The sequence below is a fragment of the Streptomyces sp. O3 genome (assembly GCF_054788135.1).
The window spans coordinates 24,813-40,793 of sequence record NZ_JBTVYK010000039.1; the positions used below are offsets into that span (position 1 = coordinate 24,813).

Here is a 15,981-nt window from a genome sequence, read left to right on the forward strand (position 1 = left end):
AGCCCGTACCCGCGGAGCACGCTCGCGCTCCGGGACTCCCGGCCGACCGCCCCGGTGGTCCGCCCGCGCGGCGGTGCGCATATCGATTTTTCCTCGCCCGGATCAGGGTGCTAAGGTCTACGACGTCAGCAGGCGCCGCTAGCTCAGTTGGTTAGAGCAGCTGACTCTTAATCAGCGGGTCCGGGGTTCGAGTCCCTGGCGGCGCACAGACGACGGAAGGCCCCTCGCGCGAGCGAGGGGCCTTCTGTGCGTCGGCTCACATCCGGCGGCGGCCCGGCTCAGATCGCCAGCGAGAGCAGCACCGGCGCCGCGCCGCGGTTCAGCGTGTCCGCCGCCGCGCGCAGCCGGTGGGCGTGCTCGACCGGCAGCGACAGGGCCAGGCAGCCGACCATCGCGCCCGCGGTGATCGGCACGGCCGCGCAGACCGTGCCCACCGCGTACTCCTGGAGGTCGAGCACGGGGACCGAAGGCGGCTGGGCGTCCAGCTTGCGGAAGAGGAGCCGCTCGTCGGTGATCGTCCGGGAGGTGAGCCGGGCGGGCTTGTGGCGGGAGAGGTGGTCCCGGCGGCCGTTCATGTCCAGCTGGGTGAGCAGGCTCTTGCCGACCGCGCTGGCGTGCGCCGCGGAGCGGAAGTCCACCCACTCGTTCACCTTGGGGGCGCGCGGGCCGTCCGCGTACTGGGTGATCTTGACCTCGCCGTCGATGTACCGGCTGACGTAGACCGCCGCGCCGACCGTGTCGCGCAGTCCGTCCAGGGCCTCCTGGACCTGCTGCCGGATCGCCCGCTCGCGCCCGGCGGCGGAGCCGAGCCGGTGCAGCGCCTCGCCCGCGACATAGGCGCCGTCGGCGACCTGCTGGACGTACCCCTCGCGGCGCAGCATGAGCAGCAGCGGGGTCAGCTGGCGTGCGGGCAGCCGGGCCTCGCGGGCGATCTGGACGTCGCTCACGCCGGTGCCGTGGCGGGCGACCGTCTCCAGCACGCGGAGGGCGTGTCGCACCGAGTGGTTCGACGCGGTCGGCTCAGGTTTCAGCGCCACGGTATCCCCCTGCATGGACCGGTTCCGGACAGCTGGGCTCTGTACCACGATAGCCGCCAAGAGGGGTATTCGTGGGGGGTGTTGACCAGATTGGCGGCGCGTTCCGTGCGTCGCGTGAGCCGCGTACGCAGGGACGCGCCACCCTGGCATATGCCACTGTCATGACATGACGCTCTGAGCTGGCCGTTACCGTCCGTACTCAGAGGACAGCGCTCAGGAAGTCCCGTGTGCGCTGGTGGTCGGGCTCGCCGAAGATTTTCTCCGGAGCGCCGGACTCGATGACCCGGCCCGAGTCGAACATCAGGACCTGGTCCGAGATGTCGCGGGCGAAGTTCATCTCGTGGGTCACGCAGAGCATGGTGATGTCCGTGGTGCGGGCGATGTCCCGCAGCACGTCGAGCACCCCCGCCACCAGCTCCGGGTCGAGCGCGGAGGTGACCTCGTCCAGCAGGAGCACCTGCGGCCGCATGGCCAGCGCCCGCGCGATGGCGACCCGCTGCTGCTGACCGCCGGAGAGCTGGGTCGGGTACTTGTCGATGTGCTCGGTCAGACCGACGAGTTCGAGCAGCTCGCGGGCGCGCTGGTCGGCCTCGTCCGTGGACAGGCCGAGCACGTGGACCGGCGCCTCGGTGATGTTCCGCAGCACCTTCATGTTCGGGAAGAGGTTGAACTGCTGGAACACCATGCCGATGTTCTTGCGGACCTCGCGGATGTGCCTCTCGCCGGCCGGGACGAGCGTGCCGCCCTTCTCCTCGTGGGTGAGGTACTGGTCGCCGACCCTGATGGTGCCCTCCTCGGGCTTCATCAGCGTCATCAGCAGCCGCAGGATCGTGGTCTTGCCCGATCCGGAGGGGCCGATGAGGGTGACGTGCTTGCCCGAGTTCACCGAGAAGTCGAGCTGGTCGAGTACGACATGGCTGCCGAACCGCTTGGTCACCTTGTCGAAGCGGATCAGCTCGCTGCCGTCCACGGCGGGGTTCGCCGTCTCGTTGGAGCCGGTGGCCTCGGCCGAGCCGGGGGTTTCGTTCGGGGTGCTGCTGCTGTCACTTGACAAGACGACGCTCCATGAATCGGAGAAGAACGGAAGCCGGGTAGGCGATGACGATGAAGGCGACGCCCACGACGCTGATCGCCTCGTAGGTGAAGGTCTCCTGGCTGAAGCCCTTGGCCTCGCCCAGCATCTCCAGGGCGCCGATGGCCATGATCTGCGGCGAGTCCTTGAGCATGGCCACCACGTAGTTGCCCAGCGCGGGAATCACCCGGCGGACGGCCTGCGGGAGGATGATCGCGGTCCAGGTGCGGCGCTTGGGCAGGCTGAGCGCGGTCGCCGCCTCCCACTGGCCGGTCGGGACGCCGTCGATGCCCGCCCGGTAGACCTCCGCGGTGTAGGTCGAGTAGTGCAGGCCGAGGCCGACGATGCCCGTGGTGAGCGGCGACATCGTGGGCCCGAACTCGGGCACGACCGTGAACAGGAAGAACAGCTGCACCAGCAGCGGGGTGTTCCGCACGAACTCGGTGAACCCGGTCACCGGCCAGCGGATCCAGGCCTGGTCGGAGCGCTGCGCGATCGCCCAGACGAGACCGAGCGAGAAGGCGATCAGGGCGCCCCAGGCCAGCGCCTGGAGAGTGACCAGCACACCGTCCCAGAACCGCGGCATGAAGGCGTCGACGTTGGACCATTCCCAGTTCACTTGGCACCCCCGGCACCGGTCACGACGTCGATCGTCGACTTGGAGCGCAGCCCGCCGAACAGTCCGGTCCGCTCCGGCGCCCGTCCGACCTTCGACTTGGCGTGCTGCTCAAGCAGCCGCATGCCCCGTGTGAGGAGGAACGCCAGCACGAAGTACACGACCAGGAGCACCGTGTACACCGGCGCGCTCTCGGCGGTGACCAGCCGCCAGAGGTTTCCCGCGAAGGTCATGTCGGCCACCGCGATCAGCGAGACCAGCGAGGTGCCCTTCAGCAGCTCGATCAGCAGGTTGTTGAACGGCGGCAGCATCTCGGGCCAGGCCTGCGGGATCTCGATCTTGCGCAGCCGCTGCGTCGGCGTGAAGTTCAGCGCGATGCCCGCCTCCCGCTGCGCGGCCGGTACGGCGGCCAGCGCGCCCCGTACGATCTCCGAGCCGTACGCCCCGTACGTCATGCCGAGCGCCAGCACACCGGCCGCCATCGGCAGGAAGCTGTAGCCGAACAGCATCGGCACCGTGAAGGCCATCCAGAACATGAACACCAGGGCCGACGTGCCCCGGAAGATCTCGAAGTAGGCCCCGGCCAGGAAGCGGACGATCCAGTGCTTGGACGTCCGCAGCACACCCACCGGGAAGGCGATCACGAACGCCAGCGCCGCGCTGTAGACGGTGATCTGAACCGTGATCCACAGGCCGGGCAGGAACCACTTCGCGATGAAGTCCCACGTCATCATGCGGAGGCTCCGTCCGCCGGAGGGCACAGATCCTCGACCGTCAGGTCGGTCATCTCGTCCTCGTTGAAGCCGAACGGCTTGACGATCCGCAGCAGTTCGCCGCTTTCCTTCAGCTTGTGGAGTTCCTCGTTGAAGGCGTCGCGGAGGTTCTTCTCGTTCAGCCGGAACGCGAAGCCGCCCGCGCCGTACGCCGGTTTCCCGTCCAGCTCGGGCTGGAAGGCCTCGGTGGCCTCCACCTTGTTGCTCCCCTTCACCACGTCCCGGACGGTGATGGCCGTGCCCGCGAAGGCGTCCACCCGGCCCTGCGCCACGGCGTCCCTGCCCGCGACCTGGTCGGGGAGGATCAGGATGTCCTTGACGCCCGCGTCCTCGGCGTAGGCGATCTCCGCGTACGCCGTGCCGCTGGCCATCTTGAGGCCCTTCTCGACGATGTCCTCGTAGCGCTTGATCCCGTGCGGGTTGCCCTTCTTCACGATGAAGCCGTCAAGCATCACATAGTCCGGGTCGGAGAACAGGACCCGCTCACAACGACCGGGGTTGATGTACATCCCGGCGGACACGACGTCGAACTGCTGCGCCTGCGTCAGCCCCGGAATCAGCGCGCCGAACTCGGTGGGCACCGCCGACACGTTCGGCACTCCCAGCCTGGGGAAGATCACCTTGGCGATCTCCGGAGCCTCGCCGGTGACCTCGCCCTTCTTGTTGATGTAGCCGTACGGGATCTCTCCCGCGACGCCGATCCGGACCGTTCCCCTGTCCTGGAGACGCTTCAGCAGGTCCCCGCCCTCCACCTTCCCTTCCTCCGGCACCTTGGCGCATCCCGCCGCCCCCAGCGCACCGAGCGCCGCTGCCCCCGCGAGCAGGGAGCGGCGGCGCAGTCGCCTGCCTGTGAATCCCTCGTGGTTCTCATGTGGTGGAGCCATGGGCGCGCGACTACCCGAGACCGCCCGAGGTATGCCGATCTCTTTCGGCCCGTGACGCGAGTGAGATCTGCCCGGCCGCGGGGGATGCATGGGGGCATGAGCGATCGCCACATCGAAGTGTCCCTCGACAAGCGCGGCGTCAGCTGCACGGCCAGGCTGCTCGACGACCGCGCGCCGATCACCTGTCAGGCGGTGTGGGACGCCCTGCCGTTGGGCTCGGACGTCTATCACGCCAAGTACGCGCGTAACGAGATCTACGCGCTCTTCCCGGCCTTCGCCCCCGAGGAGCCGCCCCTGGAGAACCCCACCGTCACCCCCATCCCCGGCGACCTGTGCTACTTCACGTTCTCCGGCACGGAACTGGGCACCAAGTCCCACGGATACGACACCGAGCAGCGCGGCACGGTCGTCGACCTGGCGCTGTTCTACGAGCGGAACAACCTGCTGATCAACGCGGACGTGGGCTGGGTGCCCGGCATCGTGTGGGGCCAAGTGGTGGACGGCCTGGACCGGATGGCCGAGGCCTGCCAGGACCTGTGGCGCGCGGGCGCGCTGGGCGAGTCGCTCAACTTCCGGCGCGTGTAGCCGGGTCGGGCCTGGAGGCCGGTCCGGATCCGGAGGCGGTATCGGATCCGGAGGCGGTATCGGGTCCGGAGGCGGTATCGGGTCCGGAGGCGGTATCGGGTCCGGAGGCGGTATCGGGTCCGGAGGCGGGATCGGGCGGGCCGGGGATCGTCGCGGCCCCCGACTCGTAGAGCGCGTGGGCCGCCCGCAGTACCAGCGCGTCCGCGTGCCGGGCGGCCACCAGCTGCACCCCGATCGGCAGCCCGTCCGCGTCGACGCCGCAGGGCACCGTCGCCGCGGGCTGCTGGGTGAGGTTGAACGGGTACGAGAACGGCGTCCAGCCCGTCCAGCGCCGGTGGCCGGAATCCTTCGGCGTCTCCCGGCCCGCCTCGAACGCGGTGAGCGGCAGGGTGGGCGTGACCAGCAGGTCGTAGGTCGAGTGGAAGCGGCCCATCCGGCGGCCCAGGTCCATCCGTACGTCCACGGCCGCGAGATAGTCCAGCGCGCTGTAGCGGGCCCCGCGGTCGCAGATCTCGCGCAGGCCGGGGTCTAGGAGCGCCCGCCGCTCGGCGCTGAAGTGCTCGGTGACGCGGGCCGCGCCGCTGAACCAGAGCGTGTGGAACGCCTCCACCGGCTCGCTGAAGTCGGGGTCGGTCTCCTCGACGTACGCGCCGAGTTCGTCCAGCTTCTGTACGGCGGCGCGCACCGCGGCGGCGACCGCGGGCCGCACCGCCACCTGGCCGCCGAGCGTCGCCGAGTACGCCACCCGCAGCCCGCGTACGCCGCCCGCGAGGCCGTCGCCGAAGCTGCCCGCCGCCGGGCCGAGCCCGGACCAGTCGCGCGGGTCGGGGCCGCTGATCACGTCCATCACCAGGGCCGCGTCCGCCGCGTCGCGGGTCATCGGGCCGACGTGCGCCAGCGTGCCGAAGGCGCTCGCGGGGTACAGCGGCACCCTGCCGTACGTCGGCTTGAGCCCGAAGATCCCGCAGAACGAGCCGGGGATACGGACGCTGCCGCCGCCGTCGGTGCCCAGCGCCACCGGACCCGCGCCCAGCGCCACGGCCGCGGCGCTGCCGCCGCTGGAGCCGCCCGCGGTGCGCCGCGGGTCGTACGGGTTACGGGTGATCCCGGACAGCGGGCTGTCCGTCACGCCCTTCCAGCCGAACTCGGGCGTGGTGGTCTTGCCGACGAACACCGCGCCGTGCTCGCGCAGCCGGGCCACGGACGGGGCGTCCTCGTCCCAGGGCCCTTCGGTGGGTGTGGCGAGCGAGCCGCGGCGGGTGGGGCCGCCGCGCTGGAGCAGGATGTCCTTCACCGCCACCGGCACCCCGTCGACCAGGCCCTGCGGCTCGCCGCGCCGCCAGCGGCGGGCGGCGGCCTCGGCCTGTTCCAGGGCCTCGTCGGGGGTGACCCGGACGAACGCGTTGACGGTCGGCTCGGTCTCCTCGATCCGCGCCAGCACGGCCCGCGTCGCGTCCACCGGGCTGAACTCGCCCTTGCGGTACCCGTCGATGAGCTGTACCGCGCTGAGCCTGCACAGGTCGGTCATGCGTCCTCCAGTGGTTCGGTGGCGCGCGTGGGGGAGATCTCCCCCACCCCGCCCCTTCCCGAAACCGGGGGCAAGCCCCCGGACCCCCGATCGCCCCGATCGCCCTCCGGGCTCGTCCTCGATCGCCGGACAGGCTCAATTCGGCCCTGGTACATACCCCAGCGACTTGTCGATCACGTTTGGCAGGGGCTTGCCCGCCGCCCACAGCTCGAAGAACTCCACGAACTGCTCCCCGAGCGCGTCCCGCCACCCCACGGTGTCCCCGCTCATATGCGGGGACACCAACAGCCCCGGCGCCTCCCACAGCGGGCTGTCCGCGGGCAGCGGCTCCCGCTCGAACACGTCCAGCGCCGCCCCCGCGATCGCCCGCCGCTCCAGCGCGTCCACCAGGTCGTCCTCCACCACCAGCTGGCCCCGCCCCACGTTGACGAAGCGCGCCGACGGCCGCATCAGACCGAAGCGGCGGCGGTCGAACATGCCCCGCGTCGCCTCCGTCAGCGGTGCCACGGACACCACCCAGTCGGCCCCCGCCAGCAGCCGGTCCAGGTCCTCCTGCCCGTGCACCCCGGCCCGCGCCGTCCGGCCCACGACGGCCGTGTGCACGCCGAGGGCCGTCAGGGTCGCGGCGATCGCCTGCCCGATCGGCCCCGCACCCACCACACACGCGCGGGTCCCCGCGACACGCTCGGTCTCGCGGTGCCGCCAGCGCCGCTCCCGCTGGAGCTCCAGGCTGCCCGGCAGGTCCTTCGCGAAGGCGAGCACCAGACCGGCCACGTACTCCGCGATAGGCCGGTCGAAGATGCCCCGCGCATTGGTCACCACGGTGTCGGACGCGACCAGCTCGGGGCAGAGCAGATGGTCCGCGCCCGCGCTCGCGGTGTGCACCCAGCGCGGCCGGGGCCCCGGTCCCGGCCAGGCGTGGCGTACGGCCTGCGAGGAGAAGTCCCAGACGAGCAGGACGTCCGCGAGCGGCAGCCGCTCGGCCAGCGTGCCGGCGTCGGCGTGCAGCACTCGGGCGCGCCCCGCGAGCCTGCCGAGCCGGGGCGGGGGCTCGGCGTCGAGCACCAGAAGAGTGACGTCGGACATCGGGGCGAAACCGTTTGGCAATGCGTATCCGCTTCCCTGGGAGAAATCTTTCGGGGCCGTCTGAGATGTGCGGATTGACCACGCTGGCACCTGAATCTACCTTCGTCAATAAGGGCACTCCACGAGTCCCTGAAGACGTCTCACACGTCTGCTCGCTCTTCTGTCCCGACGTCCCGGCGAGTGCCGGATCTCGTACCGCCCGGCCGCCGGCCGGCCCTTCCTTCCCTCCCTGCTGCACCTGCTGAATCAGTTGGGGCCTGTCATGGACGTCTCTTTCCTGGGTGGTCCTCACCCACAACGCGGCATCGGTATCGTCGCCCCTTTTGACTTCGCTCTCGACAGAGAGCTGTGGCGCTGGGTACCCGACGAGATCTCCCTGCATCTGACCCGTACGCCCTACGTGCCCGTGGAGGTCAGCCTCGATCTCGCGCGCCTGGTCAGCGAGCACGAGACGCTGCGCGACGCGGTACGGGCGCTGGGCGCGGCCGAGCCCGAGGTCATCGCGTACGCCTGCACCTCCGGCAGCTTCGTGGACGGCATGGTCGGCGAGCGCACCATGAGCGCGGCCATGGAGGCCGCGTCCGACACGCCGTCGCTGACCACGTCGGGCGCGCTGCTTGAGGCGCTGGCCGAGCTGGGCGCGGAGCGCATCGCGCTGGTCACGCCCTATACGGAGTCGGTGACCGAGGCCCTGGAGGACTATCTGGGCGAGGCGGGCATCACCGTCGTGAGCCGGACCAGCCTGGGGCTCACCCGGCACATCTGGAAGGTCTCGTACCACGACGTGGTGGCCATGGCCAGGACCGCGGTGCCGACGGACGCCGCGTCCGCGGGCACGGCGGGCGCGGCGGACGCGGCGGACGCGGACGTGGACGCGCTGTTCATCAGCTGCACCAACCTGCCCACCTACGACGCGATCCCGCAGCTGGAGGCCGAGCTCAGGGTGCCGGTCATCTCGGCCAACCAGGTCACGATGTGGTCAGCGCTGCGCCGCCTGGGTACGACTGCGGTAGGGCCGTACCAGGCCCTGATCGACGCCTCGGCGCGGCGGATCCTGCGCGGGCCCGCCATTCCGGGGCCACCGCTCACGGAGCCGGTCCAGGAGTCGCCGCTGCCGGAGCCTCCGGCGTTCCCGGAGTACCCGACCGCCGAGTGACCCGAGCACCGCGTACCCACGAACACGAAAGGGCGCAGATGACCGCACTCGGATTCCTCTACCCAGGCCACTCAGCCGAGGACGACTACCCGCGGATGGAGACGCTGCTCGACAGCGACATCCGGCTGGCCCTGATCCACACGGACATCGGCGAGGACGCCCACCGGGTCGACGCGCTGCTCGAGATGGGCTCGGCGGACCGGCTCGCGGCGAAGGTGGAGGAGCTGCGGCTGGCCGGGGCCGAGGCGGTGGTGTGGGCCTGCACCAGCGGGAGCTTCGTCTTCGGCTGGGAAGGCGCGCACGAGCAGGTGCGCGGCCTGGCCAGGGCGGCGGGGCTCCCGGCGTCCAGCACCTCCTTCGCCTTCGCGCACGCGGTACGGCATCTGGGCGCGACCCGCGTGGCGATCGCGGCGACCTACCCCGAGGACGTGGCCGGGCACTTCACGGCCTTCCTCAAGGCGTCCGGCACCGAGGTGGTCGCGATGCGCGGCAGCGGGATCATCACGGCGGCCGAGGTCGGCACCTGGGGGCGGGCGGAGGTACTGGCCCTGGCGCGCGACGGCGACCACCCGGACGCCGAGGCCGTGCTGCTGCCGGACACGGCGCTGCACACGGCGGCCTGCATCCGCGACCTGGAGGCGGAGCTGGGCAAGCCGGTGCTCACGGCGAACCAGGTCACCGTCTGGGAGGCCCTCCGCCTGGCCGACCGCCGCGCCAACTGCCCGGCCCTGGGCCACCTCTTCACCAGGGAGCCGCTCGTTCAGGCATGAGAGCAGGAACAGACAGGATAGACAGGAATAAAGCGGAGACTGCCTCCTGTTTGCTGGGTGCGTCGCGGAGCATCGTGACGCACCTATCCACGCACATACGCGGTTCAGGAGGCACCACCTGTGAGGGACGACGAGACCATCCGCGGCACGGCCCAGGGGGACGCCCCGGCCCCCCTGTCCGTACTCGACCTGGCCACCGTCGGCGCGGGGCGTACCGCCACGCAGGCGCTGCGGACCAGCGTGGAGATCGCCCGGCTCGCCGAGCGCCGGGGCTTCCACCGCTACTGGGTCGCGGAGCACCACTCCATGCCCGGCGTGGCCTCCTCGTCCCCCGCCGTGATCCTCGCGCACCTGGCCGCCCACACCCGGCGCATCCGCCTCGGCTCCGGCGGTGTGATGCTCCCCAACCACGCCCCGCTGGTCATCGCCGAGCAATTCGGCACCCTTGAGGCGCTGGCTCCGGGCCGCGTAGACCTGGGCCTGGGGCGCGCGCCGGGCACCGACGGCGCGACCGCCGCCGCCCTGCGCGGGACCGGCCGGCTCGGCGAGGGCGCGGACGACTTCCCGCAGCAGCTCGCCGAGCTGACGCACTTCCTGGACGACGACTTCCCCGACGGGCACCGGTACGCCCGTATCCACGCGGTGCCGGGGCCGGTCCAGGGCACCGCGCCGGGCGGCGTCCAGTCCGCCGCCCGCCCGGCCGTCTGGCTGCTCGGCTCCTCCGGGTTCAGCGCCCGGCTGGCCGGTGCGCTCGGGCTGCCGTTCGCCTTCGCGCACCACTTCTCCGCGCGGAACACCATCCCCGCGCTCGACCTGTACCGCGACTCCTTCCGGCCGTCCGCGGTGCTCGACGCGCCGTACGCCCTGATCGGCGTCTCGGCGCTGGCGGCGGACGACGCGCGTGAGGCCCGCCGTCAGGTGCTCACCGGCGCGCTGTCGATGCTGCGTCTGCGCACCGGGAAGCCGGGCCTGATCCCGACGCCCGACGAGGCCGAGGCGTACGCGTTCAGCGACCTGGAGCGGGAGTTCGTCGACGGCTGGCTGGGCAACGTCGTGCACGGCACCCCGGACGAGGTCCGCACCGGCCTGGACGACCTGCACAAACGCACCGGGGCGGCGGAGCTGATGATCACCGCCAACGCGCACAGCGGCGAGGCCCGGCTGCGCTCGTACGAACTGATCGCCGACGCCTACGGGTTGCCGACCGTCTAGGACGAAGGGGAAGGAGACGGCGACGGGGTGGCGGGGGACGCCGCCGGGGCCGTGGGCGACGCCAGCAGCGCGGCGATACGGTCCGGCGGCACCGCGCGCGAGTAGAGCCAGCCCTGCCCCGTGTCGCAGCCGATCCGCCGCAGCCGGTCGGCCTGACCCGGTGTCTCGACGCATTCGGCGGTGACGGTCAGGCCCAGCCGGTGGGCGAGCTGCACGAGGGCCTCGACGATGGTCTGGGTCTGGTCGGCGGGGGTGGCGTGAGCGCCTCCTCCGACGCCCCGGCTCCCGGCCGCCTGGGCCCCCGCGTCCGCGGTCACGGCCGCGGCGTCCTCGTCCCCGTTCCCGTACTGGAAGCCCCGTACGAACGAGCCGTCCAGCTTCAGCACGGACACCGGCAGGCGGCTCAGATACGCGAGGTTCGAGTACCCGGTGCCGAAGTCGTCGATCGCGATGCACACGCCCATGTCGCTGAGCGCCTGCAACGCCTGGAGCGGGCGTCCGCCGGAGCCCATCACGGCGGACTCGGTGAGCTCCAGTTGCAGCAGCCGCGGCGGCAGCCCGGTCTCGGCGAGGATCTCCGCCACGTCCGCGACCAGGTCGGAGTCCCACACCTGACGCACCGCGACGTTGACGCTGACGAACAGCGGCCGGGCGTCCGGGTGTTCCAGCTGCCAGCGCCTGGCCTGCCGACAGGCCGTACGCAGCACCCAGCGGCCCAGCGGGACGATCGCGCCGTCCTCCTCGGCCAGTGAGATGAACCGATTCGGCGTCAAGGTCCCGAACCGGGGGTGATGCCAGCGCACCAGCGCCTCGACCCCGCGCACCCCGCCGTCCGCCATGTCCACCAGCGGCTGGTACTCCAGCGCGAACTCCCCCCGGTCGACGGCCGGGCGCAGCGTGGACGACAGGGCCTGACGGGTCATCCGGTGGGCGTTGCGCTCCGGGTCGAACAGCGTCCAGCGGGCCTTGCCGTCCGCCTTCGCCCAGTACAGCGTGGTGTCGGCGGCCTGCATCAGGCCGGTCGCGCTGGTGCCCGCCGCGAGCCGTTCCACCACGCCGATGGACGCCGAGAGCGAGAGCCGGTGCCCGGACAGGTCAAAGGGCTTCTGGAGGGCGTTCAGCACGGACTCCGCCAGGTCGGACAGCTGCTCGGTGCCGGTGGAGTGCTCGACGAGCAGCGCGAACTCGTCGCCGCCGAGCCGGGCCACCAGCGGGGCCCCGGCGCCGGGACCGGCGTGCGGCGGGCCCCAGCGGTCGTAGCCCGCCTGGTCGGCGCAGTGCGTGAGGCGGGTGGCGACCGCCGCGAGGAGCCGGTCGCCGGTGCGGTGGCCGAGGGTGTCGTTGACCGCCTTGAACCCGTCGAGGTCGAGGTAGCACAGGCCGATCCGCCCGGTGCCGCTGCCGTGGTAGGCGGCCGCCTCCAGTGCGCCGGTGAGCCGTTCGAAGAACAGGGCGCGGTTGGGCAGCCGGGTCACCGGGTCGTGCATCTGCAGATGGCGCAGCTGTGCCTGGAGCTCGCGGCGGGCGCTGATGTCCGCGACGGAGAGCAGCACGGCGGAGCCGCCCGGCACCGGTGAGACGGTGATCTGCGCCCAGAGGGAGTGCCCGTCGGGGTGCTTGAGGCGGCGCGAGCAGCGCAGCTTGGCCTGGCGTCCACGCAGCACCTCGCGGTACGCGTGCCAGGTGCGGGCGTCCGTCGTCAGGTCCATCAGGTCCGCCGCGGCCAGCCCGGCCAGCTCGGTCGGCGGGGCGCCGAGCAGGGTGCCGAGCGCGTCGTTGGCGACGGTGACGTACCCCTCCCGGTCGACGACGGCCATGGCGAAGCAGGAGGCGAGGAAGGCGGCGCGGTAGTCGTGCGGCTCGGGCGCGGTGTGACGCTCGGGCGCGGTGTGACGCTCCGTGCAGGCTGGTCTGATGGCGTCGGAGGCCGGCGCCGCCGCGGGCATCGGCCCTTCGGACGTTCCGCTCACCACTCGCTCCCGCAGGGCAGTCGTCGTCGAACAGGTCTGGTCGGGGTGGGCCGGCCGGAAAGTGTGCCGATCATAGAGGCTGGCTGGAGCGCCGATCCAGCTCCGCCACGGGATGTGGCACTCCGGAGGGACACGGTCCGGGTGCGGTTGCCGTCGCCCGCCGTTGCCGACTGATCGTTTCTGCTCGGTGCTGATCGCGGCCATTTTGCGCGCGGCCACCAGTCGATCGGTCGCGGTGTTCCTCCCGACCGAATGTGACTGTCCGTGACGCCTTTGTTTGGCGTGCCCTCACTCGACTGGGGCACTTAAAGCGAGCAAACACGCATAAATACACACAAGGTGGGTGAGGTCCCGTCGTCCGCGTATCCGGAGGTTGACGTGGAGCGTCAGCTCCCCTCGTGGGATCTCCCCCGTGGCGGGGAGCGGTCCCCGCGCGCCCGCAGGGTGGCGGCCGTCGTCACCTCACTGGCCGCCATGGCCGCCACCTCGCTGGCCGCGGGCCCGGCCGTCGCCGAGCCGGCGACGAAGCCCTGCGCCCTGCCGCGCACGGCCGCGCACCACTCGGAGGGTGTGGACACCTGGAACCCGCACTACCCGCGTCCGGAGCGGCATCTCGACGCGGTGATGATCTTCCTCTCGTTCCCCGACTCCGCGCCGCGCACCACACCGGCCGAGCTGACCGCCGACTACTTCCCCGCCACCAGCCGGTTCTTCGCGCGGTCCTCGTACGGCAGGTTCACGCTGCATCCGTGGCCGCGACGGCAGTGGGTCGAGATGCCCGACGACTCGCTCTCGTACGAGATACGGCGCGACTGGGCGCCCGCCAGGCGGACCGCCTACCTGCGCGACGCCATCGCCGTGGCCGACCCGCTGGTGGACTTCGGCCAGTACGACATCGTCTACCTGGTGGCCGACCCGGACGCGCCCGGCGTCGACTCGGACGCGACCAAGGTGGTCAACTTCGACCGGCCGATGCGCGCCGACGGCACGGACATCCGGCGCATCGTCACGGTCTTCGAGCGGCACCCGCCGGACCGCAACGTGCTGGCCCACGAGACCGGGCACGTCTTCGACCTGCCCGATCTGTACCACCGCCCGGTGGACGGCAAGGGCGACTGGGACACCCATGTCGGCGACTGGGACCTCATGGGCAGCCAGTTCGGGCTCGCCCCCGACTTCTTCGGCTGGCACAAGTGGAAGCTCGGCTGGCTCCGGGAGCGGCAGGTGGCCTGCGTCGAGGGCCCCGGCGACCGGATGGTCACGCTGGTGCCGATCGCCGCGCCGCCGACTCCGGGGCACGCGGGCGGCACCCGGCTCGCGGTGGTCCGCACCGGCCGGGACAGCGTGATCGCCGTGGAGGCCCGGAGCGCCGCCGGGAACGACCGGACGACGTGCCGCGAGGGCGTGCTGATCTACCGGGTGCACGGTGCGGAGGCGTCCGGGGGCGGTCCGGTGGAGGTGGTGGACGCCCACCCGGAGACCGAGGCCTGCTGGGGCAGGTCCGTGTACCCGCCGCTGGCGGACGCGCCGATGCGGGTGGGGGAGAGCTTCACCGTGCCGGGAGAGCGGGTGCGGGTCCAGGTGGGGGGCCGTACGGTCTCGGGGGCGTGGACGGTGAAGATCACGACGTGAGGGCGTACGGCACGAGGGCGTACGGCACGAGGGCGTACGGCACACGGAAGGCCCCCCGCTTGCGCGAGGGGCCTTCCGTCGTCTGTGCGCCGCCAGGGACTCGAACCCCGGACCCGCTGATTAAGAGTCAGCTGCTCTAACCAACTGAGCTAGCGGCGCCTGCTGACCTGTAAATCGTACCTGGTCCCGAGGGGTGCTCCGGACCACGCGGCCACCCCCGTCGGCGGCCGGATCTCAGCGGTCGCCGTGCCCCGTGTAGAACGCCACCGTCAGGTCCTTCACCAGCGCCTTGCGCTCGTAGTCGTCGAGCTCGACCAGACCGCGGCCGGTCAGCCGGGTCACCGTGTCCTCCACGGAGTCGACGAGCTGGCTGAGCGCGGTCTCCCGGTGCCGGGCGTCCAGCGCCGCGACCCGGCGGTGCCGCATCAGCCGGGCCACCTCGGGGGTGTACTCGATACGGGTCGGCTGCACCGAGAACACCTCGATGCCCGCGGCCCTGACGTCCGCCGCGAGCATCCGGGTCAGCGCGTCGCCGACCGACTCCGTGTCGCGCAGGGTCGGGCCGTCGCCGTGGAAGGCGTCGGCCGGGAGCCGCGAGAACACCCGAGCCATCGCCGCCTCGACGCACTGCCGCAGATAGGTCTGGTAGTCCTCGACCGCGTATGTGGCGCGCGCGGTGTCCTCGATCCGCCACACGACCAGCAGCGTGACCTGAAGCTCCGCGCCGTCCGCGTCCATCGCGGGCAGCGGGTCGCTACGCCAGTGCCGCAGCCGCACATCGAGGCGGCGCCGCTTGAGCAGCGGGTTGATCCAGACCAGCCCGGTACGCCGGACACTCCCCCGGTACCGCCCGAACAGCGACAGCACCCAGGCCCGGCCGACCCGACCCCGCCCCAGGCCGCCGAACGCGAACAGCGCCGTCGCGCCCGAGCCCGCGAGCACCGCCCACTGGGCGGGCCCGAGTCCCGCGCCCGGATAGCCGGTCAGCGCGGCCAGCGGCGGGACGACCCCCGCCCACCAGAGCCCGGCCGCGCATCCGCCGAGCCCCGCCGCGCCGGTGGCCGCCGCGACCGCGCCCGGTACCGCCGCGCCGGGCCGCTCGACGATCTCGCCGTCCACCGGCGGCGCGGGGCGGGCCGGGCCGGGCCGCGGCGTCCGGCCGACGCGCGGCTGCTCGCCCGTACCGTGCCTGCGTCCGACGACAGTGGGCGCGAGCGGGACCGGCACGGGCCCGGTGTCGTCCCGGAAGAGCAGATGTACCGGGATCTCGGTGGTCGCCTCGTTCTGGATGAGCCGCCCCCCGCGCGCGGCGGCCTCCTCACGAGCCCCCGGACCAGCCCCCGGCTTCAGGCCCGGCTTCAGCTCCGATGCCGACACCCCGGCCGCTACCGGCACCGCGGCCGATACCGGTGCCGGACCGGATGCGTCACGCGCGCCGTCCGACTCCGGCCCCGGCCCCGGCCCCGGCTCCGGCCCCGGCCCCGGCCCCGGCTCCGGCTCCGCGGGCTCGGACCGCCGCGCACTCCCGGCCTCCTCGTCGGCCCGCCGCCCAGCCAGCCCGCCGCCGCACCCGGCCCCGGCCCCGCCAGGCCGCTCGCACTCCTCCGCCACCTCACCCCGCGAGGCCCCCTGCTCGCTCCGACCGGCCTCACCCGACCGT

14 protein-coding genes and 2 tRNA genes are annotated in these 15,981 nt (G+C 72.2%); 6 read left to right on the forward strand and 10 right to left on the reverse strand.

Annotated elements, in window-relative coordinates; genetic code table 11:
• The first annotated feature begins 132 nt into the window (after positions 1-132).
• Positions 133-206: transfer RNA gene (locus tag ACX6XY_RS20235), tRNA-Lys, on the forward strand.
• Positions 207-278: 72 nt separating this feature from the next.
• Here the strand turns inward: ACX6XY_RS20235 and ACX6XY_RS20240 are convergent.
• From ACX6XY_RS20240 to ehuB, 5 genes are all read right to left on the reverse strand, one after another.
• Complete coding sequence (locus tag ACX6XY_RS20240) at positions 279-1,037, reverse strand: IclR family transcriptional regulator (RefSeq protein ID WP_460332525.1); 759 nt, start codon at positions 1,035-1,037, stop codon at positions 279-281.
• A 199-nt stretch (positions 1,038-1,236) separates the two neighbouring features.
• Positions 1,237-2,007, reverse strand: a complete 771-nt coding sequence (gene ehuA, locus ACX6XY_RS20245; protein ID WP_460332600.1) for an ectoine/hydroxyectoine ABC transporter ATP-binding protein EhuA — start codon at positions 2,005-2,007, stop codon at positions 1,237-1,239.
• Between the two features lie 73 nt (positions 2,008-2,080).
• Positions 2,081-2,728, reverse strand: a complete 648-nt coding sequence (gene ehuD, locus ACX6XY_RS20250) for an ectoine/hydroxyectoine ABC transporter permease subunit EhuD (protein WP_460332527.1) — start codon at positions 2,726-2,728, stop codon at positions 2,081-2,083.
• Complete coding sequence (gene ehuC, locus ACX6XY_RS20255) at positions 2,725-3,459, reverse strand: ectoine/hydroxyectoine ABC transporter permease subunit EhuC (protein WP_460332528.1); 735 nt, start codon at positions 3,457-3,459, stop codon at positions 2,725-2,727. Before ehuC ends, ehuD begins: the two co-directional genes overlap by 4 nt.
• Positions 3,456-4,382: an ectoine/hydroxyectoine ABC transporter substrate-binding protein EhuB gene (gene ehuB, locus ACX6XY_RS20260; RefSeq protein WP_460332530.1), complete on the reverse strand. Its 927-nt coding sequence runs from the start codon at positions 4,380-4,382 to the stop codon at positions 3,456-3,458. The genes ehuC and ehuB overlap by 4 nt, the downstream gene beginning before the upstream one ends.
• A gap of 96 nt (positions 4,383-4,478) precedes the next feature.
• On the opposite strand from ehuB, the gene ACX6XY_RS20265 reads away from it, so the two are divergent.
• Positions 4,479-4,967 carry a DUF3830 family protein gene (locus ACX6XY_RS20265; protein ID WP_460332532.1) on the forward strand — a complete coding sequence of 163 codons (489 nt, stop codon included), beginning with the start codon at positions 4,479-4,481 and terminating at the stop codon, positions 4,965-4,967.
• Here the strand turns inward: ACX6XY_RS20265 and ACX6XY_RS20270 are convergent.
• Positions 4,948-6,495, reverse strand: a complete 1,548-nt coding sequence (locus tag ACX6XY_RS20270) for an amidase (RefSeq protein WP_460332534.1) — start codon at positions 6,493-6,495, stop codon at positions 4,948-4,950. The two genes, ACX6XY_RS20265 and ACX6XY_RS20270, sit on opposite strands and share 20 nt — an antisense overlap.
• Before the next feature lie 135 nt (positions 6,496-6,630).
• Positions 6,631-7,581 carry a D-2-hydroxyacid dehydrogenase gene (locus ACX6XY_RS20275; RefSeq protein WP_460332536.1) on the reverse strand — a complete coding sequence of 317 codons (951 nt, stop codon included), beginning with the start codon at positions 7,579-7,581 and terminating at the stop codon, positions 6,631-6,633.
• A gap of 262 nt (positions 7,582-7,843) precedes the next feature.
• Between ACX6XY_RS20275 and ACX6XY_RS20280 the strand changes: the two genes are divergently transcribed.
• From ACX6XY_RS20280 to ACX6XY_RS20290, 3 genes are all read left to right on the forward strand, one after another.
• Positions 7,844-8,737, forward strand: coding sequence for a maleate cis-trans isomerase family protein (locus tag ACX6XY_RS20280; protein WP_460332538.1), 894 nt, complete (start codon positions 7,844-7,846; stop codon positions 8,735-8,737).
• Positions 8,738-8,775: 38 nt separating this feature from the next.
• Positions 8,776-9,507 (forward strand): maleate cis-trans isomerase family protein, encoded by a 732-nt coding sequence (locus ACX6XY_RS20285; protein ID WP_460332540.1) that lies wholly within the window; start codon positions 8,776-8,778, stop codon positions 9,505-9,507.
• Positions 9,508-9,627: 120 nt separating this feature from the next.
• A complete protein-coding gene (locus ACX6XY_RS20290) occupies positions 9,628-10,719 on the forward strand; it encodes an LLM class flavin-dependent oxidoreductase (RefSeq protein WP_460332542.1) in 1,092 nt (363 codons plus the stop codon).
• Here the strand turns inward: ACX6XY_RS20290 and ACX6XY_RS20295 are convergent.
• Positions 10,716-12,689 (reverse strand): putative bifunctional diguanylate cyclase/phosphodiesterase, encoded by a 1,974-nt coding sequence (locus ACX6XY_RS20295; RefSeq protein ID WP_460332544.1) that lies wholly within the window; start codon positions 12,687-12,689, stop codon positions 10,716-10,718. The two genes, ACX6XY_RS20290 and ACX6XY_RS20295, sit on opposite strands and share 4 nt — an antisense overlap.
• A 378-nt stretch (positions 12,690-13,067) precedes the next feature.
• Between ACX6XY_RS20295 and ACX6XY_RS20300 the strand changes: the two genes are divergently transcribed.
• A complete protein-coding gene (locus ACX6XY_RS20300; RefSeq protein ID WP_460332546.1) occupies positions 13,068-14,321 on the forward strand; it encodes a M6 family metalloprotease domain-containing protein in 1,254 nt (417 codons plus the stop codon).
• A gap of 85 nt (positions 14,322-14,406) precedes the next feature.
• Here the strand turns inward: ACX6XY_RS20300 and ACX6XY_RS20305 are convergent.
• Together ACX6XY_RS20305 and ACX6XY_RS20310 are read right to left on the reverse strand one after the other, a co-directional pair.
• Positions 14,407-14,480: transfer RNA gene (locus ACX6XY_RS20305), tRNA-Lys, on the reverse strand.
• A gap of 75 nt (positions 14,481-14,555) precedes the next feature.
• Complete coding sequence (locus tag ACX6XY_RS20310; protein ID WP_460332602.1) at positions 14,556-15,683, reverse strand: SPFH domain-containing protein; 1,128 nt, start codon at positions 15,681-15,683, stop codon at positions 14,556-14,558.
• Positions 15,684-15,981: the final 298 nt, after the last annotated feature.